Annotated in this window: 19 protein-coding genes; 6 read left to right on the forward strand and 13 right to left on the reverse strand. The window is 65.5% G+C overall.

Going from position 1 to position 22,692, the window contains the following annotated elements:
• Positions 1-104: 104 nt before the first annotated feature.
• Both BM177_RS00715 and BM177_RS00720 read right to left on the reverse strand, forming a co-directional pair.
• Entirely contained in the window at positions 105-2,351 is a 2,247-nt protein-coding gene (locus BM177_RS00715; protein ID WP_091675973.1) for a primosomal protein N', read from the reverse strand.
• The gene (locus tag BM177_RS00720) at positions 2,326-3,189 is read right to left on the reverse strand and encodes a TerC family protein (RefSeq protein ID WP_342028884.1); all 864 of its coding nucleotides are present in this window, start codon (positions 3,187-3,189) and stop codon (positions 2,326-2,328) included. Before BM177_RS00720 ends, BM177_RS00715 begins: the two co-directional genes overlap by 26 nt.
• A gap of 266 nt (positions 3,190-3,455) precedes the next feature.
• On the opposite strand from BM177_RS00720, the gene hslV reads away from it, so the two are divergent.
• From hslV to BM177_RS00735, 3 genes are all read left to right on the forward strand, one after another.
• A complete protein-coding gene (hslV, locus tag BM177_RS00725) occupies positions 3,456-4,028 on the forward strand; it encodes an ATP-dependent protease subunit HslV (RefSeq protein ID WP_091675977.1) in 573 nt (190 codons plus the stop codon).
• Positions 4,029-4,084: 56 nt separating this feature from the next.
• Positions 4,085-5,395 carry an ATP-dependent protease ATPase subunit HslU gene (gene hslU, locus BM177_RS00730; RefSeq protein ID WP_091677321.1) on the forward strand — a complete coding sequence of 437 codons (1,311 nt, stop codon included), beginning with the start codon at positions 4,085-4,087 and terminating at the stop codon, positions 5,393-5,395.
• A 228-nt stretch (positions 5,396-5,623) separates the two neighbouring features.
• Positions 5,624-6,835 (forward strand): site-specific integrase, encoded by a 1,212-nt coding sequence (locus BM177_RS00735; protein ID WP_244532013.1) that lies wholly within the window; start codon positions 5,624-5,626, stop codon positions 6,833-6,835.
• 196 nt (positions 6,836-7,031) lie between these two features.
• On the opposite strand, the gene BM177_RS00740 is transcribed toward BM177_RS00735, so the two are convergent.
• The gene (locus BM177_RS00740) at positions 7,032-8,126 is read right to left on the reverse strand and encodes a DUF3616 domain-containing protein (RefSeq protein WP_244532014.1); all 1,095 of its coding nucleotides are present in this window, start codon (positions 8,124-8,126) and stop codon (positions 7,032-7,034) included.
• A 265-nt stretch (positions 8,127-8,391) separates the two neighbouring features.
• Between BM177_RS00740 and trpS the strand changes: the two genes are divergently transcribed.
• Positions 8,392-9,426 carry a tryptophan--tRNA ligase gene (gene trpS / locus BM177_RS00745; protein WP_091675989.1) on the forward strand — a complete coding sequence of 345 codons (1,035 nt, stop codon included), beginning with the start codon at positions 8,392-8,394 and terminating at the stop codon, positions 9,424-9,426.
• Positions 9,427-9,433: 7 nt separating this feature from the next.
• Here trpS and BM177_RS00750 read toward each other — a convergent pair whose 3' ends face one another.
• From BM177_RS00750 to BM177_RS00770, 5 genes are all read right to left on the reverse strand, one after another.
• On the reverse strand, positions 9,434-10,495 hold the full coding sequence (locus BM177_RS00750; RefSeq protein WP_091675992.1) for a DMT family transporter: 1,062 nt from the start codon (positions 10,493-10,495) through the stop codon (positions 9,434-9,436).
• Positions 10,496-10,640: 145 nt separating this feature from the next.
• A complete protein-coding gene (locus tag BM177_RS00755) occupies positions 10,641-10,976 on the reverse strand; it encodes a DMT family transporter (protein ID WP_139223462.1) in 336 nt (111 codons plus the stop codon).
• Between the two features lie 4 nt (positions 10,977-10,980).
• Entirely contained in the window at positions 10,981-12,840 is a 1,860-nt protein-coding gene (locus tag BM177_RS00760) for a M3 family oligoendopeptidase (protein WP_091675997.1), read from the reverse strand.
• Positions 12,841-13,117: 277 nt separating this feature from the next.
• Entirely contained in the window at positions 13,118-13,426 is a 309-nt protein-coding gene (locus tag BM177_RS00765) for an ArsR/SmtB family transcription factor (protein ID WP_091676000.1), read from the reverse strand.
• A gap of 76 nt (positions 13,427-13,502) precedes the next feature.
• On the reverse strand, positions 13,503-14,252 hold the full coding sequence (locus BM177_RS00770; RefSeq protein ID WP_091676003.1) for an SDR family NAD(P)-dependent oxidoreductase: 750 nt from the start codon (positions 14,250-14,252) through the stop codon (positions 13,503-13,505).
• Positions 14,253-14,532: 280 nt separating this feature from the next.
• On the opposite strand from BM177_RS00770, the gene BM177_RS00775 reads away from it, so the two are divergent.
• Positions 14,533-16,062: a sigma-54-dependent transcriptional regulator gene (locus BM177_RS00775; protein WP_091676007.1), complete on the forward strand. Its 1,530-nt coding sequence runs from the start codon at positions 14,533-14,535 to the stop codon at positions 16,060-16,062.
• Positions 16,063-16,279: 217 nt separating this feature from the next.
• Entirely contained in the window at positions 16,280-18,088 is a 1,809-nt protein-coding gene (locus BM177_RS00780) for a L,D-transpeptidase family protein (protein WP_139223463.1), read from the forward strand.
• Positions 18,089-18,158: 70 nt separating this feature from the next.
• On the opposite strand, the gene BM177_RS00785 is transcribed toward BM177_RS00780, so the two are convergent.
• From BM177_RS00785 to mnmG, 5 genes are read right to left on the reverse strand one after another with little or no spacing between them, the layout of a single operon-like run.
• Positions 18,159-18,338 (reverse strand): hypothetical protein, encoded by a 180-nt coding sequence (locus tag BM177_RS00785; RefSeq protein ID WP_091676015.1) that lies wholly within the window; start codon positions 18,336-18,338, stop codon positions 18,159-18,161.
• A 42-nt stretch (positions 18,339-18,380) separates the two neighbouring features.
• The gene (locus BM177_RS00790) at positions 18,381-19,268 is read right to left on the reverse strand and encodes a ParB/RepB/Spo0J family partition protein (protein ID WP_091676019.1); all 888 of its coding nucleotides are present in this window, start codon (positions 19,266-19,268) and stop codon (positions 18,381-18,383) included.
• A gap of 1 nt (position 19,269) precedes the next feature.
• Complete coding sequence (locus BM177_RS00795; RefSeq protein ID WP_091676022.1) at positions 19,270-20,091, reverse strand: ParA family protein; 822 nt, start codon at positions 20,089-20,091, stop codon at positions 19,270-19,272.
• A 43-nt stretch (positions 20,092-20,134) separates the two neighbouring features.
• On the reverse strand, positions 20,135-20,800 hold the full coding sequence (rsmG, locus tag BM177_RS00800; RefSeq protein WP_091676027.1) for a 16S rRNA (guanine(527)-N(7))-methyltransferase RsmG: 666 nt from the start codon (positions 20,798-20,800) through the stop codon (positions 20,135-20,137).
• Complete coding sequence (gene mnmG, locus BM177_RS00805; RefSeq protein ID WP_091677328.1) at positions 20,797-22,659, reverse strand: tRNA uridine-5-carboxymethylaminomethyl(34) synthesis enzyme MnmG; 1,863 nt, start codon at positions 22,657-22,659, stop codon at positions 20,797-20,799. The genes rsmG and mnmG overlap by 4 nt, the downstream gene beginning before the upstream one ends.
• Between the last annotated feature and the right edge of the window lie 33 nt (positions 22,660-22,692).

Consider the following 22,692-nt stretch of genomic DNA (forward strand, 5'->3'; position numbering starts at 1 on the left):
GATTGAATCAATCCAATCGACAAGAATATGCTCAAGCTTTTGACACTAGAGCATATTCCATCGATCGCATGACTTCATGCGATCGGAAAGCGCTCTAAGCTCCCTCACAAAAAGCTCTGCGGCTCGATGTCCACCGCGACCCCGACGCCGCCCCGCGCTTTCGGCCCCGCCGCCAGCAGCGCGCGCAGAAATCCCTGCAGATCGGCGTTTCGCGGCGAACGCGCCAGAAGCCGGAACCGGTGGCGCCCGCGGATGATCGCGATCGGCGCCTCGGCCGGCCCGAGGAGGCGGATCTCGTCATCGCGCGGAAGGCCTCCCGCGGGCGCGAGCCGCCAGGTGGGCGAGGGCGGCAGCTCATAGGCCGCTCTCGCCAGCGCCCGCGCATGCGTCTCCGCCGAGGCCGCGTCCTTGCCCGAGACGATCAGGGCCGCGAGCCGTCCGAACGGCGGCAGACCCGCGCGCAGCCGCTGCTGCGTCTCTTCAAGATAGAATTTTTCACAATCGCCCGACAAAAGCGCGCGCATCACCGGATGTTCCGGCTGGAAGGTCTGGACCAGAGCCTCGCCGCGCGTGTCGAACCGCCCGGCCCGGCCGGTCACCTGCTGTAGTAGCTGGAACGTGCGCTCCGCCGCGCGCGGGTCGCCGGACGAGAGCCCGATATCGGCGTCGATCACGCCGACGACGGAGAGCAGCGGGAAATTGTGCCCCTTGGCGACAAGCTGGGTGCCGATGATAAGGTCGCACTCGCCCTGCGCGATGGCGTCGAGTTCGTTGCGGAGCCGTTTCGACCCGCCCGGAAAATCGGACGAGAGGACCATTGTGCGGGCATCCGGAAACGTCTCCGCCGCCTCCTCGGCCAAACGCTCGACGCCGGGGCCGCAGGCGGACAATTGATCGACAGCCTCGCAATTGGGGCACATCTGCGGGCGGCGCTCGATATGGCCGCAATGATGGCAGACGAGCGCGCGGCGGAAGCGGTGATCGACCAGCCAGGCGGTGCAATTCGGGCATTGGAAGCGATGGCCGCAGCTGCGGCAGAGCGTGAGGGGCGCGTAGCCGCGCCGGTTGAGAAACAGCAGCCCCTGTTCGCCGCGCTCGAAAGCGCTCGTGAGCGCGGCTTTGAGCCTTGGTGAGATCCACTTGCCGCGCCCGGGCGGCTCGAGCCGCATATCGACAGCGGTGAGGCGCGGCAGGGCGCGGCCCTTGTAGCGGCCGTCGAGCCGCACGCGGCCATAGCGCCCCTGTTCCGCGTTGACCCGGGTCTCGATCGAGGGCGTCGCCGAGGCGAGGATCACGGCGCTCGCCTCGATTTGCCCGCGCACCACGGCCATGTCGCGGGCGTGATAGGAGACGCCGTCCTCCTGCTTGTAGGCGGCGTCGTGCTCTTCATCGACGACGATCAGGGCGAGATCGGAGAAAGGCAGATACAGCGCGGACCGCGCCCCCGCCACGACCTTGACCTCGCCGCGGGCGAGCGCGCTCCAGACGCGGGCGCGCTTGCGGGCGCCGACCGCCGAGTGCCATTCCGCCGGCCTTGCGCCGAACCTCGCGGCGAAACGGTCGAGAAACTGCGCGGTGAGCGCGATTTCCGGCATCAGGACCAGGGCCTGACGTCCGTCCCGCACGGCGGCGGCGATGGCCTCGAAATAGACCTCGGTCTTGCCTGATCCGGTGACGCCCTCGAGCAGGGTCACCGAGAAGGCGCGGGCGCGGACGGCGGCGGTCAAAATCTCCGCCGCCCTCGCCTGGTCCGGCTCGAGGTCCGGCGCGGCGTAGCCGGAATCGCAGGGCAGAGCCGCGGGTTCCGGCGGCAGGGCGATCGTCTCCAGCGCGCCCTCGTCCACGAGCCCGTCGATCACGCCGGCCGAGCAGGCGGCGGCCTCGGCGAGCGCGGACTTCGGGAAGATCAGCCCGCCTTCCGCCGCGGCGAGCACGCGGCTTCGCGCCGGCGTCATCCGTTGCGGCGGCGGACCGGCGAGGCGGACCCCGACGCGGACCGGCTCGGGTCCGGCGTGGGACGGCGCCCGCACGCCCATGCGCAGCACCATGCCGCGCGGGCTCATGGTCCAGCGCGCCACCCAGTCGATGAATTTGCGCAGGCGCGGCTGAAGCGGCGGCCAGTCGAGCTTGGCCGCGACGCTCTTGAGGTTCGAGGCGCCCGGCGGCGCGGGCCTGATGTCCCAGACCACACCCGCCGCAAGGCGCGAGCCGAGCGGCGCCTCGACGAAATCGCCGGGCGCGAGGTCCATGCCTGCCGGGACGGTATAGGAAAAGGCGGCGTCGAGCGCGACCGGAACCAGCACGTCGGCGATGCGCCCGGCGGATTTATCGTCTTCGCCGTCTTTGCCCAATTTTGCGCGCGCCCGGTTGCTTCGGCGGCGAAGCCGTTGGAGGAGGGGCGGAAGACGAGGCCGGAGGAGCCGAAAGGCTGGATCGGCGGGCGGGGGGATAATGCGTTCCCGCGCGACTTTTCTTCCTTCGCGCCAGCATGTTCAGCGCCTCGATCACGCCGGAAAACGCCATCGCCGCGTAAATGTAGCCCTTGGGGAAATGAAAGCCAAATCCGTCGGCGACGAGCGTCGTCCCGATCAGCAGGAGAAACCCGAGCGCGAGCATCACGATGGTCGGGTTCTTGTGGATGAACGCGGCGAGCGCGTCGGCGGCGAGGATCATCCCGGCGACGGCGAGGATCACGGCGGTGATCATGATCGGCACGCTGTCGGTCATGCCGACGGCGGTGATGATCGAATCGATCGAAAAGACGATGTCGAGCAGGACGATCTGGGCGACGACGGTCCCGAACCTCGCGGGCTTCGCCGGCTTTTCCGGCTCCTCCTCGTCCGTGTCCACGGTTTCATGGATTTCGGACGTCGCCTTCCAGACCAGAAACATCCCGCCCCCGATCAGGATGAGGTCGCGCCAGGAGAAATCGCGGCCGAATGCGGCGAACAGGGGCTCGGTGAGACGGACGATAAACCCCGCCGCCGCGACGAGCAAAATCCGGAAGATCAGCGACAGGCTGATGCCGATCCGTCGTGCGTTGGAGCTCGAGGGATGCGGCAGCTTGTTCGAGAGGATGGCGATGAAGACGAGGTTGTCGACCCCGAGCACCAGCTCCATGACGACCAGCGTCGCCAGCGCGGCCCAGGCCGAAGGGTCATGCGCGAGCGCAAGGAGATCACGGATCAAGAAGCTTTTCCGGTGCCGGTCGGGGAAGGCCCGCGCCCAGCGCGGCGCGGCGGAGAGGGTTGCGGGAATGGCTCATGTAGCCCCGTTTCGTGCCGCAAGACTGGGGCCGGGTCAAGGCGGGCCCTCGTGGCGGCGATCGCGGACGCCCCTCCCTTGCATCGCGCCGCGCAAACCCATAGATGACCTCAGCCGAGGCAGGCCCGCTCCTGCCCCCGGACCCTTGCCCCAAAAGCCCCGCCTCGCCCGCCCGGCGCCACGAGAGTTTCATGCAGCATCCCCCCTCCGGCCCCGATCTCTGGCACGCCACCACCATCATCATGGTGAAAAAAGGCGCCCGCACCGTGATCGGCGGCGACGGCCAGGTCTCGATCGGGCAGACCATCGTCAAGGGCAACGCCAGGAAGGTGCGCCGCCTCGCCAAGGGCGAAGTCATCGGCGGCTTCGCCGGGGCGACCGCCGACGCGTTCACTTTGTTCGAACGGCTCGAAGGCAAGCTTGAGCAATACCCTGGCCAGCTCATGCGCGCCTGCGTCGAGCTCGCCAAGGACTGGCGCACCGACCGCTACCTGCGCCGCCTCGAGGCGATGATGCTCGTCGCCGACAAGGAGGCCGCGCTGGTGCTGACCGGCACCGGCGACGTGCTGGAGCCGGAGGCCGCCGACGAGGGCTCGGTGATGGGGATCGGCTCCGGCGGCAATTACGCGCTCGCCGCCGGCCGGGCGCTGCTTTCGACCGATCTCGACGCCGAGGACATCGCCCGCCGGGCGTTGACGATCGCCTCCGAAATCTGCGTCTATACGAACGGCAATTTCGTGCTCGAATCGATTGCCTCGAAATGACTCTCGAGACGCGAGCGGAGCCCGCCCGGAATGAACTTTCCGCGAAAAGAGATCCGATGAACGATTTTTCCCCCCGCGAGATCGTCTCCGAGCTCGACCGTTTCATCGTCGGCCAGAACGACGCCAAGCGCGCCGTCGCCATCGCGCTGCGCAACCGCTGGCGCCGCCTGCGCCTCGAGGGGCCGATGCGCGAGGAGGTTCTGCCGAAGAACATCCTGATGATCGGGCCGACCGGCTGCGGCAAGACCGAAATCTCGCGCCGCCTCGCGAAACTCGCGGGCGCGCCGTTCCTGAAGGTCGAGGCGACGAAGTTCACCGAGGTCGGCTATGTCGGGCGCGACGTCGAGCAGATCGTCCGCGATCTGGTCGAGACCGCGATCAGCATGGTCCGCGACGAAAAGCGCAAGTCCGTGCGCGCTCGCGCCGAACTCGCCGCCGAGGACCGCATTCTCGACGCGCTCGTCGGCGTCAACGCGTCCGCGGCGACGCGCGACTCTTTCCGCAAGCGGCTGCGCACGGGCGAACTCGACGACAAGGAAATCGAGATCGAGGTGGCGCAATCGGCGCCGTCGATGCCGATGTTCGAATTGCCCAACATGCCGGGCTCGTCGGTCGGCGCGATCTCGCTCGGCGATATTTTCGGCAAGGCGCTCGGCAAGACCGCGAAGCCGCGCCGCACCATTGTCAAGGACGCGGCGGAGCCCCTGATCCTCGAGGAAAGCGACAAGCTGGTCGATCAGGAGCAGATCGTGCAGGAGGCGATCCGCGACGTCGAAAACAACGGCATCGTGTTTCTCGACGAACTCGACAAGATCTGCGCGCGCGAGGGCCGCGGCGGCGGCGCCGACGTCTCGCGCGAAGGCGTGCAGCGCGACCTTTTGCCCCTGATCGAGGGCACCAGCGTTTCGACCAAGCATGGCGTCGTGAAGACCGACCACATCCTGTTCATCGCCTCCGGCGCGTTCCATGTCTCGAAGCCCTCGGACCTGCTGCCGGAATTGCAGGGCCGCCTGCCGATCCGGGTGGAATTGGCCCCGCTGACCGAGGACGATTTCCGCCGCATCCTGACCGAGACCGAAGCGAGCCTCATCAAGCAATACGAGGCCCTGCTCGCGACCGAGGGCGTCGAGCTCGTCTTCACCCCCGACGCCGTGATCGCCCTGGCGCGGGTGGCGGTGCAGGTCAACTCCACCGTCGAGAACATCGGCGCGCGGCGGTTGCAGACGGTGATGGAGCGCGTGCTGGACGAGGTGAGCTTCACCGCCTCCGACCGGGCCGGGGAGAGGGTCGAGATCGACGGGGCCTTCGTCGAGCGCAACATCGGCGACCTCGCCAAGAACGCGGATTTGAGCCGGTTTATTTTGTAGTTGGACGCCCCCTACGGCGATGGAATGGGCGCGCCGTCGCGCCGAAATCTTTTGCGCCGCGTGCTTCGGCCGCCGCGCGGGGCGGGGCCAAGCTGCGGTCCTTGCGCGTAGGTTCTTGCGCGTTGTGATGTAGTCAAAAACTGTTCAGCCATTGCGATTCACGTGGCGATTCACGCGGGCGCGCGAAAGGGCTAAGCTCGGTCGCTCGAATCGGATTGTGGAGCGCCGATGACAGATCCCTCCCCTGCGCCTGCGCCCGCCCCTGCCTTTCCTCGTGATCCTGCGATGCGGCGCGCCCTGGGGCTTGACGCGCTCGCCGCGATCCTACCGATGGACCGGCGCGACCGGCTCGCCGAACTTCTGACCGACGACGACGTCGCCACCTTGAAGCATCTCGCCCGCGAGGGGATGGGCGAGAACAGTTTGCGGGGGCTCGCGTCCGACCTCGCCTATCTCGAGGCTTGGGCTTTGGCGTCGACGTCAAGTCCCTTGCCCTGGCCGGCGCCTGAGGCGCTCGCCTTGAAATTCGTGGCGCATCATTTGTGGGACCCGGCCCGGCGCGACGCCGACCCGAGCCACGGGATGCCGGCGGATGTCGCGGCGAGCCTGCGGGCGCAGAATCTGCTAAGGGCCGAGGGCCCGCACGCCCCGGCGACGGTGCGCCGGCGGCTCTCGAGCTGGGCGACGCTGCACCATTGGAAAGGCGCCGACGGTCCGTTCAAGTCGGCGCCGCTCCGCGCGGCGCTCCGTCTTTCGGTGCGCGCCGGCGCGCGGCCGCGGATGCGCAAGAGCGCCCGCGCCGTGACGCTCGACGTGCTGGAGCAACTCCTTTCAACCTGCGGCTCGGACCGGCTTGTCGATGCGCGCGATGCGGCGTTGCTGCTCGTCGCGTTCGGCTCGGGCGGGCGGCGCCGGAGCGAAGTCGCCGGACTGCGGATCGAGCAATTGATCGAGGAGGGGGCGATCCTTGAAGATCCGGCCGATCCCGGCTCGACGTCTTTGCCGTGTCTTTCGATCAGGCTGGGGCGGACCAAGACGGCGAAGGCTGACGAGGACACGAGGGTTCTTCTCGTCGGGCGCCCGGTCGAGGCGTTGCGGGAATGGCTGGCGCGCGCCGGCATCGCAAAAGGCCCGGTGTTCCGTGCGATCGACCAATGGGGCGGCCTCGACGATAAAGCGATGACGCCGCAGGCGGTGAACTGGATCGTAAAGCGGCGCGCCGCCGCGGCCGGGCTCGACCCGAAGCTTTATTCGGCGCATGGACTTCGCTCCGGCTATCTGACCGAGGCGGCGCGGGAAGGCGTCCCCTTGCCCGAGGCGATGCAGCAAAGCCAGCACCGCTCGATCCAGCAGGCGGCAAGCTATTACAACGACTCGGAACGCAAGCAGGGTAGGGCGGCGAGGCTGGCCTCAATCCCGAAAGTCCTCCCCCAATGCTAGAGCGCTTTCCGGCCGAATGTGCTCATTCGGTCGATCAGAAATCGCTCCGGATTCATAAACTTGAGCGCATTCCGGCCGGAGGGAGTCATTCGGTCGATCAAGATAAATCCCCGGCGGTTTTCCAGATAAAAGCCCCTGTGGAATCCTGATCGCGAGTGAGGGTCGCCTGTAGCCTGGCAGGCGGTCTGAGCGACGCTCACTCCAAAACCACATATTCACGCGGCGCGCCGTTTTTCGGCCCGTCGAAGAAAATCAGCACCCGCAGGGGCTTGACGCCCAGCACCGTCACAGCCTCCGCCTTGGCGCGTTTTTTCCTGTCGAACACATCCTCGAGAACCGCGATCTGCTTCACTGCGCCGCCGGGTCGCGGCTCGACCGTGAACAGACTGAACGGGATATGCCACTGCTCCTGCGCCGGGCCCGCGAGTACCAGCAATCTGCCGTCCGGCATCGCCGCCATGTCGCGAACGCCGACATTGCAGCCAAGCGCGATCGGGATGATCTCCGGCTCTCCCCGAAGCGGCTCATGGCCAGGCGCGAACAGCGCGCTGACCTTGACGCCGACGAGATAGGCGGCGCCCTCGATCGTCGGCGCCCTGAGGCCGGCGAAGAGTTTATCGCCGACGACGGCGAGGCCTTCGATATTGAGCCCGTCCTCCTGGATGAGATGCTTGCCGAAAAAGGGGCCGATTTTCGGCGCCGTCCGTAGCGCGTCGCCGAGCCGGTAGGTCGTCTCGACGATCCGCGCGCCGTTCTCGTCGGCCCTCAGGCGGGCGAGGATGAAGGAAGACAGGACGAATTCGTTGCCCGCCCGCGAGCATCCGTGCGAGCCGACAATGTAGAAATAGGGCGCGGCGTAAGCGACGCCCTCGCCGTCGAGATCCTTGAACACCGGCTCCTGGTCGAGGCAGCCCTGCGCCAGAGGCGAGGCCGCCACCGCCGCGGGCTTCTCGCCGAGCGTCGAAGGACTCGGCACGTCGTCGATCAGCGGCGCTTTTTTTCCGGCGGCGATATGGCCGTTGTCGATGGTGAAAAACTGGGCCGACCGGCTCTGATCGTTGATCGCGAGGCAGAGCCCCGAACGATCGCACGCCGCTCCGCTCAGATCTTCGGCGATCTTGTCCTTGCCGTTGTCCTTCTCGAGAAAGGGCGGGTCGACCAGATAGAGCTGCACCGCCTGCAGCGGGCGCAGCGGCTCGGCAAAGGCCGCGACGATAGCGGGCGGCAGCCCCATGAGGGCGGACCCGGCGGCCAGGACTAAAGCGGCGATAGCTCCGGCGGCTGTGCGCACCCTTCTCTCCTTCCGCGATCAGACCTTGCGCAAAAACATATATCGGTTTACGCGACGCCCCAAACCAGTCTCGTCCAGGCGTTGAAACCGAAGGCCCATTTTGCCTTCGGCCGTGCGACCAAGTAAGAGGACGGAACAGATCGCAACCCCACCGCATGACGGACGGACCTCCGTTCGCAGCCCTGGAGCACGCCCGGTCGAAGACCCCTGGTCGAAGGTCTTTGTCGCGCATCCTTATTCGTCCCGCCGAAGTTCTGGAGCCCGAATGCCAAAGTTCAAGGAACGCGTTTTCTCCGGCGTGCAGCCGACGGGAAACCTGCATCTCGGCAATTATCTCGGCGCGATCGTCAAGTTCGTCGAACTGCAAAAAACCCACGACTGCATCTATTGCGTCGTCGATCTTCACGCGATCACGGTGCCGCAGAAGCCGGAGGAACTGAAGTCGAGCATAAGGGAAGTGACGGCGGCCTTTATCGCCTCGGGCGTCGATCCCAAACAGCATATCGTCTTCAACCAGAGCCAGGTCTGCGAACATGCCGAACTTGCCTGGATCTTTAATTGCGTCGCGCGCATCGGTTGGCTGAACCGCATGACGCAGTTCAAGGAGAAGGCGGGCAAGGACCGCGAGAACGCCTCGGTCGGACTTTACGCCTACCCATGCCTGATGGCCGCCGACATCCTCGTCTACCGCGCGACGCATGTGCCGGTCGGCGAGGATCAGAAACAGCACCTCGAACTCGCCCGCGACATCGCGCAGAAGTTCAATCTCGATTTCGGAGAGCGGATCGCGGCGCTCGGCCATGGCGACGCATTCTTTCCGCTGCCCGAGCCCCTGATCCAGGGTCCGGCCGCGCGCGTGATGAGTTTGCGCGACGGCGCGAAGAAAATGTCGAAGTCGGACCCTTCGGATTATTCGCGCATCAATCTTGCGGACGACGCCGATATCATCGCGCAGAAGGTTCGCAAGGCGAAGACCGACCCGGAACCTCTGCCTTCCGAGGTGGAAGGACTCGCCAAACGGCCCGAAGCGGAAAACCTCGTCGGGATCTTCTCGGCGCTCAACGGGCAGACCAAGCTCGATGTTCTTCGCCAGTTCGGCGGCGGCAATTTTTCGGCGTTCAAATCGGCGCTGGTCGATCTGGCGGTGGCGAAGCTCGGTCCGATCGGCGCGGAAATGAAGCGCCTGAAAGACGATACGGACTATATCGACAAGGTGCTGCTCGACGGCGCCTCGAGAGCCAAGGTGATCGCCAGGGAAAACCTCGCGGCGGTGAAGGATATCCTCGGCTTCGTGCGGTAGCGACAGACTAGTGATCGTGCCTGTGATGCGCGTCCGGGTAGTGCGGATGGGTGTGGCGTAGCGGCGCGTGCCGGTGCTTGTGTGAATGCGGCTCGCTCACCGGGCCGTCGTGCTCATGCTGGTGGTGCGCGTCGTGCGTATGGGCGTGCTCGTGCTCCAGCTCGTCATGCATATGTTCGTGCTCGTGGCGCTCAGTGAGGTGAAGCCACAGGCCAAGGCCCATCAAAAGTCCGGCGAGGCCAAGCCGCGCCGTGAGCGGCTCGTGCAGCAGGGCGATCGCAAGCACGGCGCCGATAAAGGGTGCCAGGGAGAAATAAGCGCTGGCGCGGGCCGTCCCGAGATGACGCAGAGCGAGCACAAAACACACGAGGCTGACGCCGACGCCGAAGAATCCGACCGCGGCCGCCGCGCCGAAGGATCCGCGCGAGGGAAGCGCCGCGCCGAACCATAGCACGAGCGCGATGTTCGCCGCTCCCGCGACGAGGCCCTTGATCATCGCGATCTGCGCCGGATCGGAAGCGGACAGTTTGCGGGTGAGATTGTTGTCGAGGCCCCAGCACAAACAGGCCGCTGCGATGAGCGCCGCGCCGCGGTCTAACGCGACGCCCTTTCCGTTCGATGAGAGCAACGCCGCGCCGGCGAGAATCGCGAAGGCGCCGAGCAGCAGGCGGCGATCGACGTTCTCCTTGAACGCGAGCCAGGCGATCGCCATTGTGAACAAAGATTCGAGGTTGAGCAGCAGGGAGGCCGAGGACGCCTGCGTGCGCGTCAGGCCAAGCATGAGCAGCAGCGGGCCGAGCAGACCGCCAAACACGACGACCGCGCCAAGCCACGGCAGATCGCTCCGGCGCAGCGGCGCTTCATTGGATGGAACTCCCGTCGCAGTGCGGCCGAGGCGGACGGCGGCGAGGCCGAGCCCCGCGCCAAGGTAGAGCGCGCCCGCCAGCATTTGCGGATCGAGCGCGCCGAGCAGCAATTTCGACAGCGGCGTCGAGGCGCCGAACAGGATCGCGGAGCCAAGCGCGAGCGGAACGCCCGGCCAGAGATGTGCGTGCGCGCTGTGAGTCATGGCGGACGGCCGCGCGGTTGGAGAAGATGGCTATATCCGCAATTTCACCGCATCATTGCCGATGCTTGGTCGGTTGACAAGATCGCATCGGCGCGCTTCCCGATGTCCTTTTCGGTCGCCAGGTTCTGTCGATGCGAACAAGTCGTCAATGCGCCGTCTTCGAAAAGACGTTGAGCACCACGACGCCAAGCATGATAAGTCCGATGCCGGCGAGTTCGCCAGCCCCGAGAGTCTGATTGTAGATGATCCATGCGATCAGCGACACCAGCGCGATCCCGGCGCCGGACCACACCGCATAGGCGACGCCGACCGGCATGTCGCGCAACGTCAGCGAAAGAAAATAAAAGGCGAGCGCATAGCCCGCGATGACGACCATCGAGGGAACGGGGCGCGTAAATCCCTCGGCGAGCTTCAGCGCCGAGGTGGCCGCGACTTCGGATGAAATCGCGATGGCGAGGTAGAGCCACGTCAGGCCGCTCATCGTCTCACGCTTTGTCTTCGAGCGCCTCGAGATCGGCGATCATGCCCTCGATCATGGCGAGCCCGATCTGCCAGAAGGCGGGATCGCGCGCGTCGAGGCCGAAGGGCGCCAGAAGCTCGCTGTGGTGTTTGGCGCCGCCCGCCGACAACATGGCGAGGTAGCGCTCCGCGAAACCGTCCCGCGCGCCCTGGTAGACTCCGTACAGAGAGTTCACGAGACAATCGCCAAAGGCGTAGGCGTAGACGTAGAACGGCGAGTGGACGAAATGCGGAATATACGCCCAGTAGGATTCATAGGCCGCGCCAAGCTCGATCGCGGGGCCGAGGCTGTCCGCCTGTTCACGCATCCACAAGGCGCTGATCTGGTCCGGCGTGAGTTCGCCCTTGCGCCGCTCGGTATGAACCGCGCGCTCGAAGGAATAGAAGGCGATCTGGCGCACCACCGTGTTGAGCATGTCCTCGACCTTGGAGGCCAGCATCGCGCGGCGTTCGGCGATGGTGTGGGTCTGCGCAAGCAGGGCGCGGAAGGTCAGCATTTCGCCAAACACCGAGGCGGTCTCGGCCAGCGTCAACGGCGTCGGCGCCATCAAGGCGCCGTTCGGCGCGGCGAGGACCTGATGCACGCCGTGGCCGAGTTCATGCGCGAGCGTCATCACGTCGCGCGGCCTGCCCTGGTAGTTGAGCAGCACATAAGGGTGCGCGGAGGGCACGGTCGGATGCGAAAAGGCGCCGGGCGCCTTGCCGGGGCGCACCGGCGCGTCGATCCAGCGCTCATCGAAGAAGCGCTTCGCGACGCTCGCCATTTTCGGCGAGAATTCGCCATAGGCGCCGAGCACAACGTCGCGGGCTTCGCCCCACGGGTAGACCTTAGCGGCGGTGTGCGGCAGCGGCGCGTTGCGGTCCCAGAATTTCAGCGCGGGGACGCCGAACCATTTGGCCTTCAGCCTGTAGTACCGGTGCGACAGGCGCGGGTAGGCGTCGCGCACGGCGGCGGCCAGCGCGTCGACTACCTCGCGCTCCACGCGGTTGGCGAGATGGCGCGCGTCGGCGATATCCTTGAAGCCGCGCCAGCGGTCGGAAATCTCCTTGTCCTTGGCGAGCGTGTTCGAGATCAGGGCGAAGGTGCGCAGGTTGTCCTTGAGGCCCGCACCGAAGGCGAGCGCGGCCTTCTCGCGGGTCGCTTCGTCTTCGGCTTGCATGAGGTTGAGGACAGGCTCGACGGCGAGCTTCTCGCCATCGACGTCGAAGCGCATCGCCGTGATCGTCTCGTCGAACAGCCGGTTCCACGCGCCGTAGGCGGTGACCGATTTCTCATGGAACAATTGCTCGATCCTGTCGTCGAGCTGGTAGGGCTTGCCCTTGCGGATGTCCGCGATCCACGGCCTGTAGCGCGCCAGCGGGCCGTTCAACAGCGCCTTGTCGAGCGCGCCTTCCTCGAGGCGATTGAGCTCCAGCTCGAAAAACAGAAGGTCGGATGAGGCCGCGGTGACCTTCTCCTGCGCGTCGCCGTAGAATTTCGCCCGCGCGACATCGGACGTATCGCTTGAATAGGTGAGGCCCGCGAAGGACATGATCTTGCCGAGCAATTCCTCCAGCGCTTCGTAGCCGGCGATCGCCGCCGCGAGCTGCGCGCCCGTCTCGTCTTTGGCGAGCGTCTCGAGCTGGCCCTTGTAGGCGGCGTTGAACGCCTGCGCCTCGCTCGCGGCCCTGGCGAGGTCTTCCGCGAATTGAGGAGAATCCATCGCCGGGTAAAGCGCCGAGAGATCCCATTCGGGCAGGGCGCCGAGGTCGGGCCCGGCCTTCACCTTGAAAGCTGCGACGGTGGCTTCGGCGGCGGACTGACGGTGCGGGCGCGAGGGGAGCATGGCGGAACCTGAGGCTGGGAGAACGGCGTTGAGAAAGACTATATCGGCGCGCGGGCGGCAGGATCAACCTTGCGCGCCGCTTTGCTCGTGGCGGAGAGGGGGCGCCGCGGGGCGGTGCATTATAGAGGCGCGGCCGAACGGCTGTGCGAAGACATTCCGGCCGTGCGATCAATGGATTGGACTGACCAGTCCGGCCGTTTGGAGCGCGCCAGGTTCATCAGGACGGATTTGCTCGTCCTTCGAGACGACGCTTCGAGGCTCGTCACCGATTGGAGCCCTACGCCAGATCCTCTTTCACCCGTTGGAAGAACGCCTCCAGCACGTCGCGGCGAAGGACATAGCTGCAGAACTTGCCCTCGCGGACAACGTCGACCAGCCCGGCCGTCTCCAGCTCTTTCATATGATGCGAGAGCGTCGCCGGGTTGATGCCGAGGCAGTCGCGCACGGCCCCGCAGGCGAGCGCGTCGGGCCGCTCGCCAAGCCGCTTCAGGATCTCGTAGCGACGGGGATCGCCCAAGGCCTTCGCAATCTGAAGAGCCTGCTCAGCCGTAAGCCTTTGGGCCGGTCTCGGGGCGTCGTTCGTCATTCCCGCACTTTCGGGCCCGCCCGCCGGGCGGACAGGCCGAGATCAGGTCCGGCGGCGCGCCGGCTCCTTGAAGCTGCTAGCGTAAACCGCCCGAAACCACCAGTGTTTCGCCAGTGATCCAGCGCGATTCGTCGGACGCCAGAAAGACCGCGGCGGGCGTGATGTCGTCCGGCACGCCGGTTCGTCCGAGCGGGGTCAGCGCAACCATGTATTTCTCGGCGTCGCTGGCGAGAATTCCCGACGACTTGGTTCCTTCGGTTTCGACGAGACCCGGATTGATCGAATTGACCCTGATCTTGCGCGGGCCGAGTTCGCGCGAGAGCACGCGGGTTGCCGAATCCACCGCGCCTTTGGTCGCGGTATAGACGACGGAATTGGGCGGATTGAGGCTGGTGATCGCCGAGCTGATGTTAATGACGCTGCCGCCGGCCTCGCCAAACAGCGTCGCCGCCTCCTGGGTCGCGAGCAGAAGCCCGAGGACGTTGGTGTTGAAATGGCGGTGGAACTCGTCTTCCGTCAAAGCCTCGAGAGCCTGGAGATTGTAGACGCCGGCGTTGTTGACGAGGATGTCGAGCCGGCCAAAGCTTTGCTTCGTCTCGGCGAAGAGGCGTTTCACGTCGGCGGCTTTCGCCACGTCGCCCTGTATGGCGATGGCCTTGCCGCCCTTCGCCTTGATCTCGCCGACGATTTTGTCCGCGCCTTCCTTACTCGACGCGTAATTGACGACCACGGCCGCGCCTTCGGCTGCGAGGCCGAGGGCTATCCCCGCCCCGATGCCTTTCGACGCGCCGGTCACGATCGCTGTCTTGCCAGATAATTTACCCATGACGCTGGTTCCTTTCGGGCTGAACTTTGTTCGATAGTTGCACAAGCATCGAACGATTGTCCGTAGTTAAGGGAGACGGGCGGCTTTGGCAAGGGGACTTTCCGGCGAGGGGCTTTGGGAGGCGGGCGGGGCGTCATTAACCGCGCATTTACCCTGATCGCGGAATATGTTTGCGGGCGCACCGGCCTCATCCTGGCGGCCGCGAAACCTCCTCAATGACCGGGGCGGGCCCGTTGTCTGATCTTTCAGCCGGTCCTTCGGGACCCGCGCGCGAGGCCGCATGCCGCCCAGAATCCTCATTGTCGACGACGATCCGATCCAGCGCAGCCGTCTCGTCGATCTCGTCCAGCGGTTTGGCTATTGCGCGGAGGCGCTCGAGGGCGGCGAGGCGGCGGTTCAGCGCCTTTTCGACGCGAACGGGGACGCCGTCGATCTCCTGATTCTCGATCTCGTCATGCCCGATCTCGACGGTATGGGCGTACTCGGACGAATGCGCGCGCGAGGCCTTGCGGCGCCGACCATCGTTCAGACGGCCAGGGGGTCGATCGAGGCGGTGGGATCGGCGATGCGCGCCGGCGCCCTTGATTTTCTGGTCAAGCCCGTCGGGCCGGAGCGGCTTCAGATCGCCATCAAGAACGCGCTTCAGACGGGGGCGCTCGAATCCGAAGTGCGCCGCCTCGACGTTCAGGCGTCGCGGGTTCTCTCTTTCAAGGATCTCGCAGGGGCGAGCGAGGCGATGGAGCGTGCGGTTCGCCTTGGCGCGCGCGCGGCGAAATCAGACATCCCCGTCCTTCTGGAAGGGGAGGCGGGCGCCGGCAAGGAAATGATCGCCCGCGCCATTCATGGCTCATCGGACCGGCGCGGCCGCGCCTTCGTCAAGGTCAATTGCGCAGGACTGGGCGAGGACGACGCCGACACGATCTTGTTCGGAGGCGAGGCGAGCGCATCAGCTTGCGGAGGGGCGAGACAATCTGGCAAATTTGTCGAGGCGCAGGGCGGCGCGCTCTTTCTCGACGAGATCGGCGAATTGCCGCTTGCGGCTCAGGCGAGGCTCGTGCGCGCGATTCAGGAAGGCGAGGTCGATCCGGGCGCGGCGCGGCGCAAGGTCAGGATCGACGTCCGGCTGATCTGCGCGACGAGCCAGAATCTGATCGAGCGGGTGAAGGCGGGCCGCTTCCGCGAGGATCTCTATTACCGTCTCAATATGTTTCCCGTCGGCGTGCCGCCGCTCCGGCAGCGCAAAGCCGATGTCGCGACGCTCTCCCGCCAGTTCTGCGCGCGTTTTTCCGCCGCCGAGGGTAAGAGAATCCGCGGCCTCGCCGCCGAGGCGCTCGCCCTGCTCGAGGCCTATGACTGGCCCGGCAACGTCCGGCAGCTGGAAAATGCGCTGTTTCGCGCCGTGGTTCTGGCGGGCGCGGACGAGTTGACCGTCGCTGAGTTTCCGCAGATCGCCGCCCATGTCCAGGGCTTCGACGTGCGCGTGCCGCCCGCTCCGGCTCCGGCCGCGCTGCAGGCGCCGCGCGAAAAAGAATATGTGCGCGTCGAAGTCCGCGACCCCAATGTCATGGCGCTGCTCGACGAACGCGGCGACGTGCGCAATCTCGAGTCGCTTGAGGCGGACGCCATAAGATTCGCTCTCGCCCATTATCGCAACCGGATGTCGGCCGTGGCGCGAAAACTCGGCATCGGGCGCTCGACGCTCTACCGGAAAATGAAGGAGCATGGGTTCGCCGACGCGGCGGCAGTCGAAAGACTCGCCGCGCCGCCGCCGTTCCAACCGCGCCAGTTGAGGGACAGGCTCAAAATCTAGCGCAGACGCGCTTTTTCTCTCCGGATTTGGTAAAACTTTACCGGCGGTTCAGAGGGATATGAAACGATCAAAGAGCGCTGCCGGAGACGGGCGCGGCGCGTCTCCCTCTGGCGAGCGGGCCGCGACGGGAATTTTCAGGCGGCTGTCGAAATCGATGTTGAAAGCTATATATTCTGGAGCAGGCATGGCGCGAGGAACAAGAGCTAGGGGGCCAAACATGCGGCGCGCGGCGGTAAAGTCCACCGGCATCGGAGCCTTTCCGGCGCTGGCGATCCTCGCCGGTCTGGCGGGCTCGCCCTTGCACGCGCAAGAGCAGGGCCACGCCGCGCCTTCGCCCGAAGTTCAGGACGCCGGCGCCAGGTCGCTGGCGTTCCTGCCGCAGCCTGCGGCCGACGCCGGGCAGGATCTTGAGCCCCGCAAGCCTGATGCCTCGCTTGAGACCGATCCCTCGCTTGGCCTGCGCGGCGAGGACGCCGGACCGCCAGCGACGGACCCGGCCGTTTCGGCTCCGCCGTCGGCCGCCGCGCCTGTCGAGGGCGCGGCTCAAACCGCCGAGTCTCCGCCCCTCGCGCCTCTCAATGCGGCCGTGAAGGCCGTGCTTGAGGCGCGCGCCCACGCCTCGCCGCGCCCGGGCGCGCAGGCGCAGCGCCGCGAACGCGAGGCGGTCGCCGCCTTTTACGCCGCGCGCGGATTCGCCCCGCTCTGGTCGAAGGCTGGCGAACCCAATCCCGAAGTCAAATCCGCCGTCGCGCGGCTGGAGCGCGCGGGCGACGACGGGCTGAACTTGAAGAATTTCCCGCTGAGCCCGATCCGTCCGGGCGCAAACGAAGACGTCGCCGCCGCCGACGTGGCGCTGAGCGACGCCGTCCTCGCCTACGGCCGTCAGGCGAGCGGTTCGCGGATCGAGCCGCGCCTGCTTTCGCCGCTGATCGGCACGCGCCCGGAGGTCGCCGACCCTTCGCTGATTCTCGCCACCGTTTCGAGCGCCGGGGACGAGGCCGGCGCGGCGCTTTTGAACTTCAATCCGCCGCAAGAGGGCTATATCGCGCTTCGCCGTAAGCTTGACGAACTCCGCCGCGAACGCGGCCCCTCCGTTCGCGCCCCCGCCATACCGGCCGGGCCTGTCCTGCGCGTCGGGATGCGCGATCCAAGGGTGCCGCTGATCCGCGCCCGGCTGAGCCTCGACGGCAGAGACGATGTGACGACGGAGGATCTCGTCTACGACCAGCGGGTCGCCTCGGCGGTCGCCGATTTCCAGAAGGCCAACGGGCTGCCGCCCTCGGGAATGCTGACTCCCCGCACCATCAGCGTTCTGTCCGGCGGCGAGCCGTCGAGGCTCGAGGCTGAAATCATCGCCAATATGGAGCGATGGCGCTGGATGCCGCGCGATCTGGGCGAGCGCCGGATCGAGGTCAACATCCCCGATTTCGAGGTTGTAATCATCGACAACGGGCGCGTCGTGCAACGCAACCGGGTCGTCGTCGGCAAGGTCGAGACGCCGACGCCGATCTTCTCCAACACGATGCAGTTCCTGATCGTCAATCCGGCCTGGAATGTGCCGCAGTCGATCATCAAGAAGGAGATGATCGGCAGGCTCGGCTACCTCAGCCAGCACGGCTATCAGGTCTCGTCGAACGAAGGCAGGATCACCGTCCGTCAACCGCCGGGAGAACGCAACGCGCTCGGCAAGATCAAATTCATGTTCCCGAATGATTACGCGGTCTATCTGCACGACACGCCCTCGCGCGCCTTATTCAGCGAATCAAAGCGGGCGTTCAGCCACGGCTGCGTGCGGGTCGACGAGCCGTTCAGCTTCGCCCAGAGCGTGCTCGGACCGAAGTGGAGCGAAAGCCGGATCAAGGGGCTGATCGGCGGCAAGGAGCGTTACGTGAACCTGCCGGCTCCTCTGCCGATCCACATCGAATATTTCACCGCCTTCGTCGACGCCTCCGGCCGGCTGCAATTGCGCGACGATCTCTATGGCTATTCGCGCCGGGTGAAGGCGGCGCTCGGGCTCGAAGGGTAGGGGCCTACAGGATCGCGTCCGCCGAGCCCGCCGCCGCGAACGCAAGCACCACAATCCACGGCGGCGTCTTTCAAACCGTCAGCAGCAGGAAACCCGCCAGCGCGAGAGCGAAATCGCGCGGGTTCAACACGGCGTTGGTCCAGACCGGAAGGTCGAGCGCCGCGCCCAGAATGCCGACGACGGCGGAATTGGCGGCGCGGATCGCAGTCCAGAACGGCAGAAATCGCTTTATAATCAAAGGCTTGGGCATAGTCTTGTCGATTAGATTGATTCAATCCGATCGGAATATGCTCTAGCTGCGCAGAACCCGAACGAGGCCGTCGAGCTGCTCGAGGCTTTTGTAGGAGATCCGCACGTCGCCGCTTTCGCCTTTGTGAGCGATGGAGACCTTCAGCCCCAGCGCCTGGGAGAGTTCGCGCTCCAGGGCGCGCGTATCGGCGTCCTTGGCGGGTTTGACGCTTTGTTTCCGCGGCGAGTCTTCGTTGCGGCTCGCGTTTTCGTCCTGGATGATCCGCTCGATGTCGCGGACGCTCAGACCTTCGTTGACGATCCGCGCGGCGAGCGCTTCGGCGTTGGGCGCGGTCAGCAGCGCCCGCGCGTGACCGGCGGAGATCGCCCCCTCGCCAAGCAGGCGCTTGGCGCTCTCGGGCAAATTCAGCAGCCGAAGCGTATTGGCGACATGGCTCCGGCTTTTTCCGATGACTTTGGCGAGGTCGGTCTGCGTGTAGCCGAAATCAGCGGCAAGGCGCTCATAGCCGGCCGCCTCCTCAAGCGCGTTGAGATCGCTGCGCTGGACGTTTTCAATGATCGCGAGTTCGAGGGCCTGCCGGTCATCGGCCTCGATCGCGATGATCGGAACCTCGTGCAGACCCGCCCGTTGCGCCGCCCGCCAGCGCCGCTCTCCCGCGATGATCTCGAAGGCGTCGGGGACATGCGGCGCCGCGCGGGCGAGGATGGGTTGGATGACGCCTTTTTCCCGGATCGAGGCGGCGAGGTCGTCCAGCTCGGATTCGTCGAAAGTTTTTCGCGGATTTCGCGGATTGGTCCGCAGAAACTCGATCGGAACTTTCTGCGGGCTCGCCGGACGCGCAAGCGCGGCCTGGGCGTCGCGGCTTTCCCCGATCAGGGCCGCGAGGCCTCGGCCGAGCCGGGGGCGTGCGTCGTCTGCTGTTTTGGCCATGTCATTCGCTCAGGACAGGATCGGCGATACGGTAGCGGCGTTCGCGCTGGATCACTTCGGACGCCAGTTTGAGATAGGCCTGGCTGCCGCTGCATTTCAGATCATAGAGCAGGACCGGCTTGCCATGTGAGGGGGCTTCCGAGACCCGCACGTTGCGGGGGATGACGGTGTCGTAGACCTTGTCGCCCATGAAGGCGCGAACATCGGCGACGACCTGCCCCGCGAGGCTGTTTCGCTGATCGAACATGGTGAGGACAATACCATGGATGGACAAAGCGGGATTCAGCGTTCTGCGGATTTCCTCGACTGTGCTGAGGAGCTGCGACAGACCCTCAAGGGCGAAAAATTCGCATTGCAGGGGGACGAGGACGCTATGCGCGGCCGCCATCGCGTTCATGGTGAGCAGATTGAGCGACGGCGGGCAATCGATCAGAACATAGGTGAAGGCTTGAGGCTCCGAAGCATCGCTGGCCTCCGCCACGAGACCTTCGAGAGCGCTTTTCAGCGCGTAGGCGCGGTCGCGACGCGACGCGATTTCGAGTTCCACGCCGAGAAGATCGAGGGTCGACGGGGCGATCGAGAGACGCGGGACCGCCGTCGGCTGGATCACGGAGGCAAGCGCCTTTTCGCCCAGCAGCACATCATAGGTCGAGAAGCGGCGCGCGTGGCGGTCGACTCCGAGGCCCGTCGATGCGTTTCCCTGCGGGTCGAGGTCGAGGATGAGAACGTTTTCGCCGATCGCGGCGAGGGCGGTGCCGAGATTGATCGCCGTCGTCGTCTTGCCTACGCCGCCTTTCTGATTCGCGATCGCAAGAACGCGCATGGCGGCTTATACCCCTCTAGCGTAGACGCTGCCTAACGGCCAATCAAGCCGTCGGCGATGGACCCTGGCGGCGCCGAACAATGACAAGGCGCGCGCTGGACAAGGTTTGACTCGGCAGCGTCGAGATTTCATACCTAGCCGTCGCCGCCGGGTCGGTCAATTCTGACTCGGCGTTTTCCCCTTTTGAAAACACCCCGACGGCCCCGGATTCGATCAATTTGGCCGAATAGTTCAGAAGAATCGGAAGGGCCGCAAGGGCGCGCGCGCTGACGGCGTCCACGGGCCGCCGGAAGTCGGGAAGAATGTCTTCGATCCGGCCGCAATGGATCTGCGCCCTGGCGCCTGTTTCACGTGAAACATCGCGAAGAAAAGCGCATTTGCGTTGATCCGATTCGATCAGGTGCACTTCTGCGTCCTTATCGTCGGCGTAGCGGATCGCGGTGACGAGACCCGGGAATCCCGCTCCCGACCCGAGGTCGACCCATCGTCTTGCCCAAGGCGCCGCATCCGAAACCTGCAGGGAATCGGCGAAATGGCGAATCCAGAGATCGTCGATGGCGCCTGGGCCGACGAGATTCACGGCCCGCCGCCATTTTTTTAGCAAATCCGCGTAGATCGACAGCCGCCGCAGCGTGTCTGGCGAGGCTTCAGCAAGTATGGGATGCGCTATTTCGCCCTGGCGCTCGCCCGAGCCCGCTGTCGTCCTCATTTTGAGCCTTCGCGCCGGACTTTCGACGCCAGCAATGTCAGGGCGGCCGGCGTCATGCCCTCGATGCGGCTCGCGCGCCCCATGGTTTCGGGCCGGATCAGTTCGAGGCGGGCGCGGATCTCGTTGGACAGGCCTTTGAGCAGCCCGTAATCGAGAGTGTCTGGAATGGCGAGGGCCTCATCGCGCCGGAAGGATTCGATGTCTCTTGTCTGACGTTCCAGATAGACCGCGTATTTTGCGTCGATTTCGATTTGCGTCGCGGCGTTTTGGCTCAACCCGCCTAATTCCGGCCAAATCCCGCTTAGCGAGGAGATCGTGACCTCCGGCAGGGCAAGAATTTCGAAAGCTGTGCGCCGCACCCCGTCCTGATTGATCTTCAAGCCCTGTCGCGCCGCCTCGTTGGGGCTGAGACTGAGCCCGTCAAGCAGGCGCTTTGCGTCGGCGAGATCCCGCGCTTTGGTTTCGAAGGCGCTCCGGCGCGCGGTTCCGACACAGCCGAGCGCAATGGCGCGGCCGGTAAGCCGCTGATCCGCATTGTCCGCGCGCAATGAGAGCCGGTATTCGGCCCGGGACGTGAACATGCGATAGGGCTCGCTCACGCCTCGCGTGATCAGATCGTCGATCATCACCCCGATGTAGGACGTCGCCCGCTCGAAATGCACTGGAGAGACGCTACCGGCCAGGGCCGCGGCGTTCAATCCCGCGGCGAGACCCTGCGCCGCGGCTTCCTCGTATCCTGTGGTGCCGTTAATCTGGCCCGCAAGAAAAAGCCCCGGAAGCCTTTTACTTTCAAGGCTCGCCTTCAATCCGCGCGGGTCGAGAAAATCATATTCGATCGCATAGCCCGCCTGGAGGACCGCCACATGGGAAAGACCCGGAATTGTGCGCAGGAAACGGTCCTGGACGTCTTCGGGCAGCGAGGTCGAAATCCCGTTGGGATAAATGGTGGACGTGTCGAGCCCTTCCGGCTCCAGAAAAATCTGGTGCGACTGACGGTCCCTGAAGCGCACGACCTTGTCCTCGATCGAGGGGCAGTAGCGCGGCCCGCGTCCAGCGATCGCGCCGGAATAGACCGGCGAACGCGAAAGATTCTCCAGGATGAGAGCGTGGCCTTCGGACGTCGTCTGGGTGATGAAGCAATCAATCTGAGGCGAGGTGATGGATTTCGTCAAAAAGGAAAATGGCTCCGGCTCATCGTCGCCGCTCTGGCGTTCGAGGCCAGACCAGTCGATCGTCCGTCCGTCGAGGCGCGGCGGCGTCCCGGTCTTGAGACGAAGCGTTTCGAATCCCATTCCGCGCAACCTCGCGGCGAGGAGATTAGAGGGATTTTCTCCAATTCTGCCCGCCGCAAACGTGCGGGATCCGATGTGGATCATGCCGTCCAGGAAGGTTCCTGTGGTCAGGACCACCGACCGGCAGGTGATTTCTCTCCCCTCGGCGGTCAGGAGTCCGGTTACGGCGCCGTTCCGGACGATCAGATCGGCCGCCTCGCCCTGGATTACCTCCAGATTCCTGACGGCATGGATTTCAGCCTGCATGGCCTGCCTGTAAAGGCTGCGGTCCGTCTGGGCGCGCGGGCCGCGCACGGCTGGCCCTTTCGCGCGGTTCAGCACTCGGAACTGAATGCCGGCGGCGTCCGCGACACGGGCCATCAGACCGTCGAAAGCGTCAATCTCACGGACGAGATGGCCTTTTCCGAGGCCTCCGATCGCCGGATTGCACGACATGGTTCCGATGGAGTGAGGCCATTGAGTGACGAGCGCCGTGCGGGCTCCCATCCGCGCCGCCGCGGCGGCGGCTTCGCAGCCGGCATGTCCGCCGCCCACGACGACGACGTCATAGTTGTCCGCCCGGATCATGGCGTCGTTCCCGAACAAAAGCGTTTCACGTGA

It is taken from the genome of Methylocapsa palsarum, assembly GCF_900114285.1.
GTDB lineage: Bacteria > Pseudomonadota > Alphaproteobacteria > Rhizobiales > Beijerinckiaceae > Methylocapsa > Methylocapsa palsarum.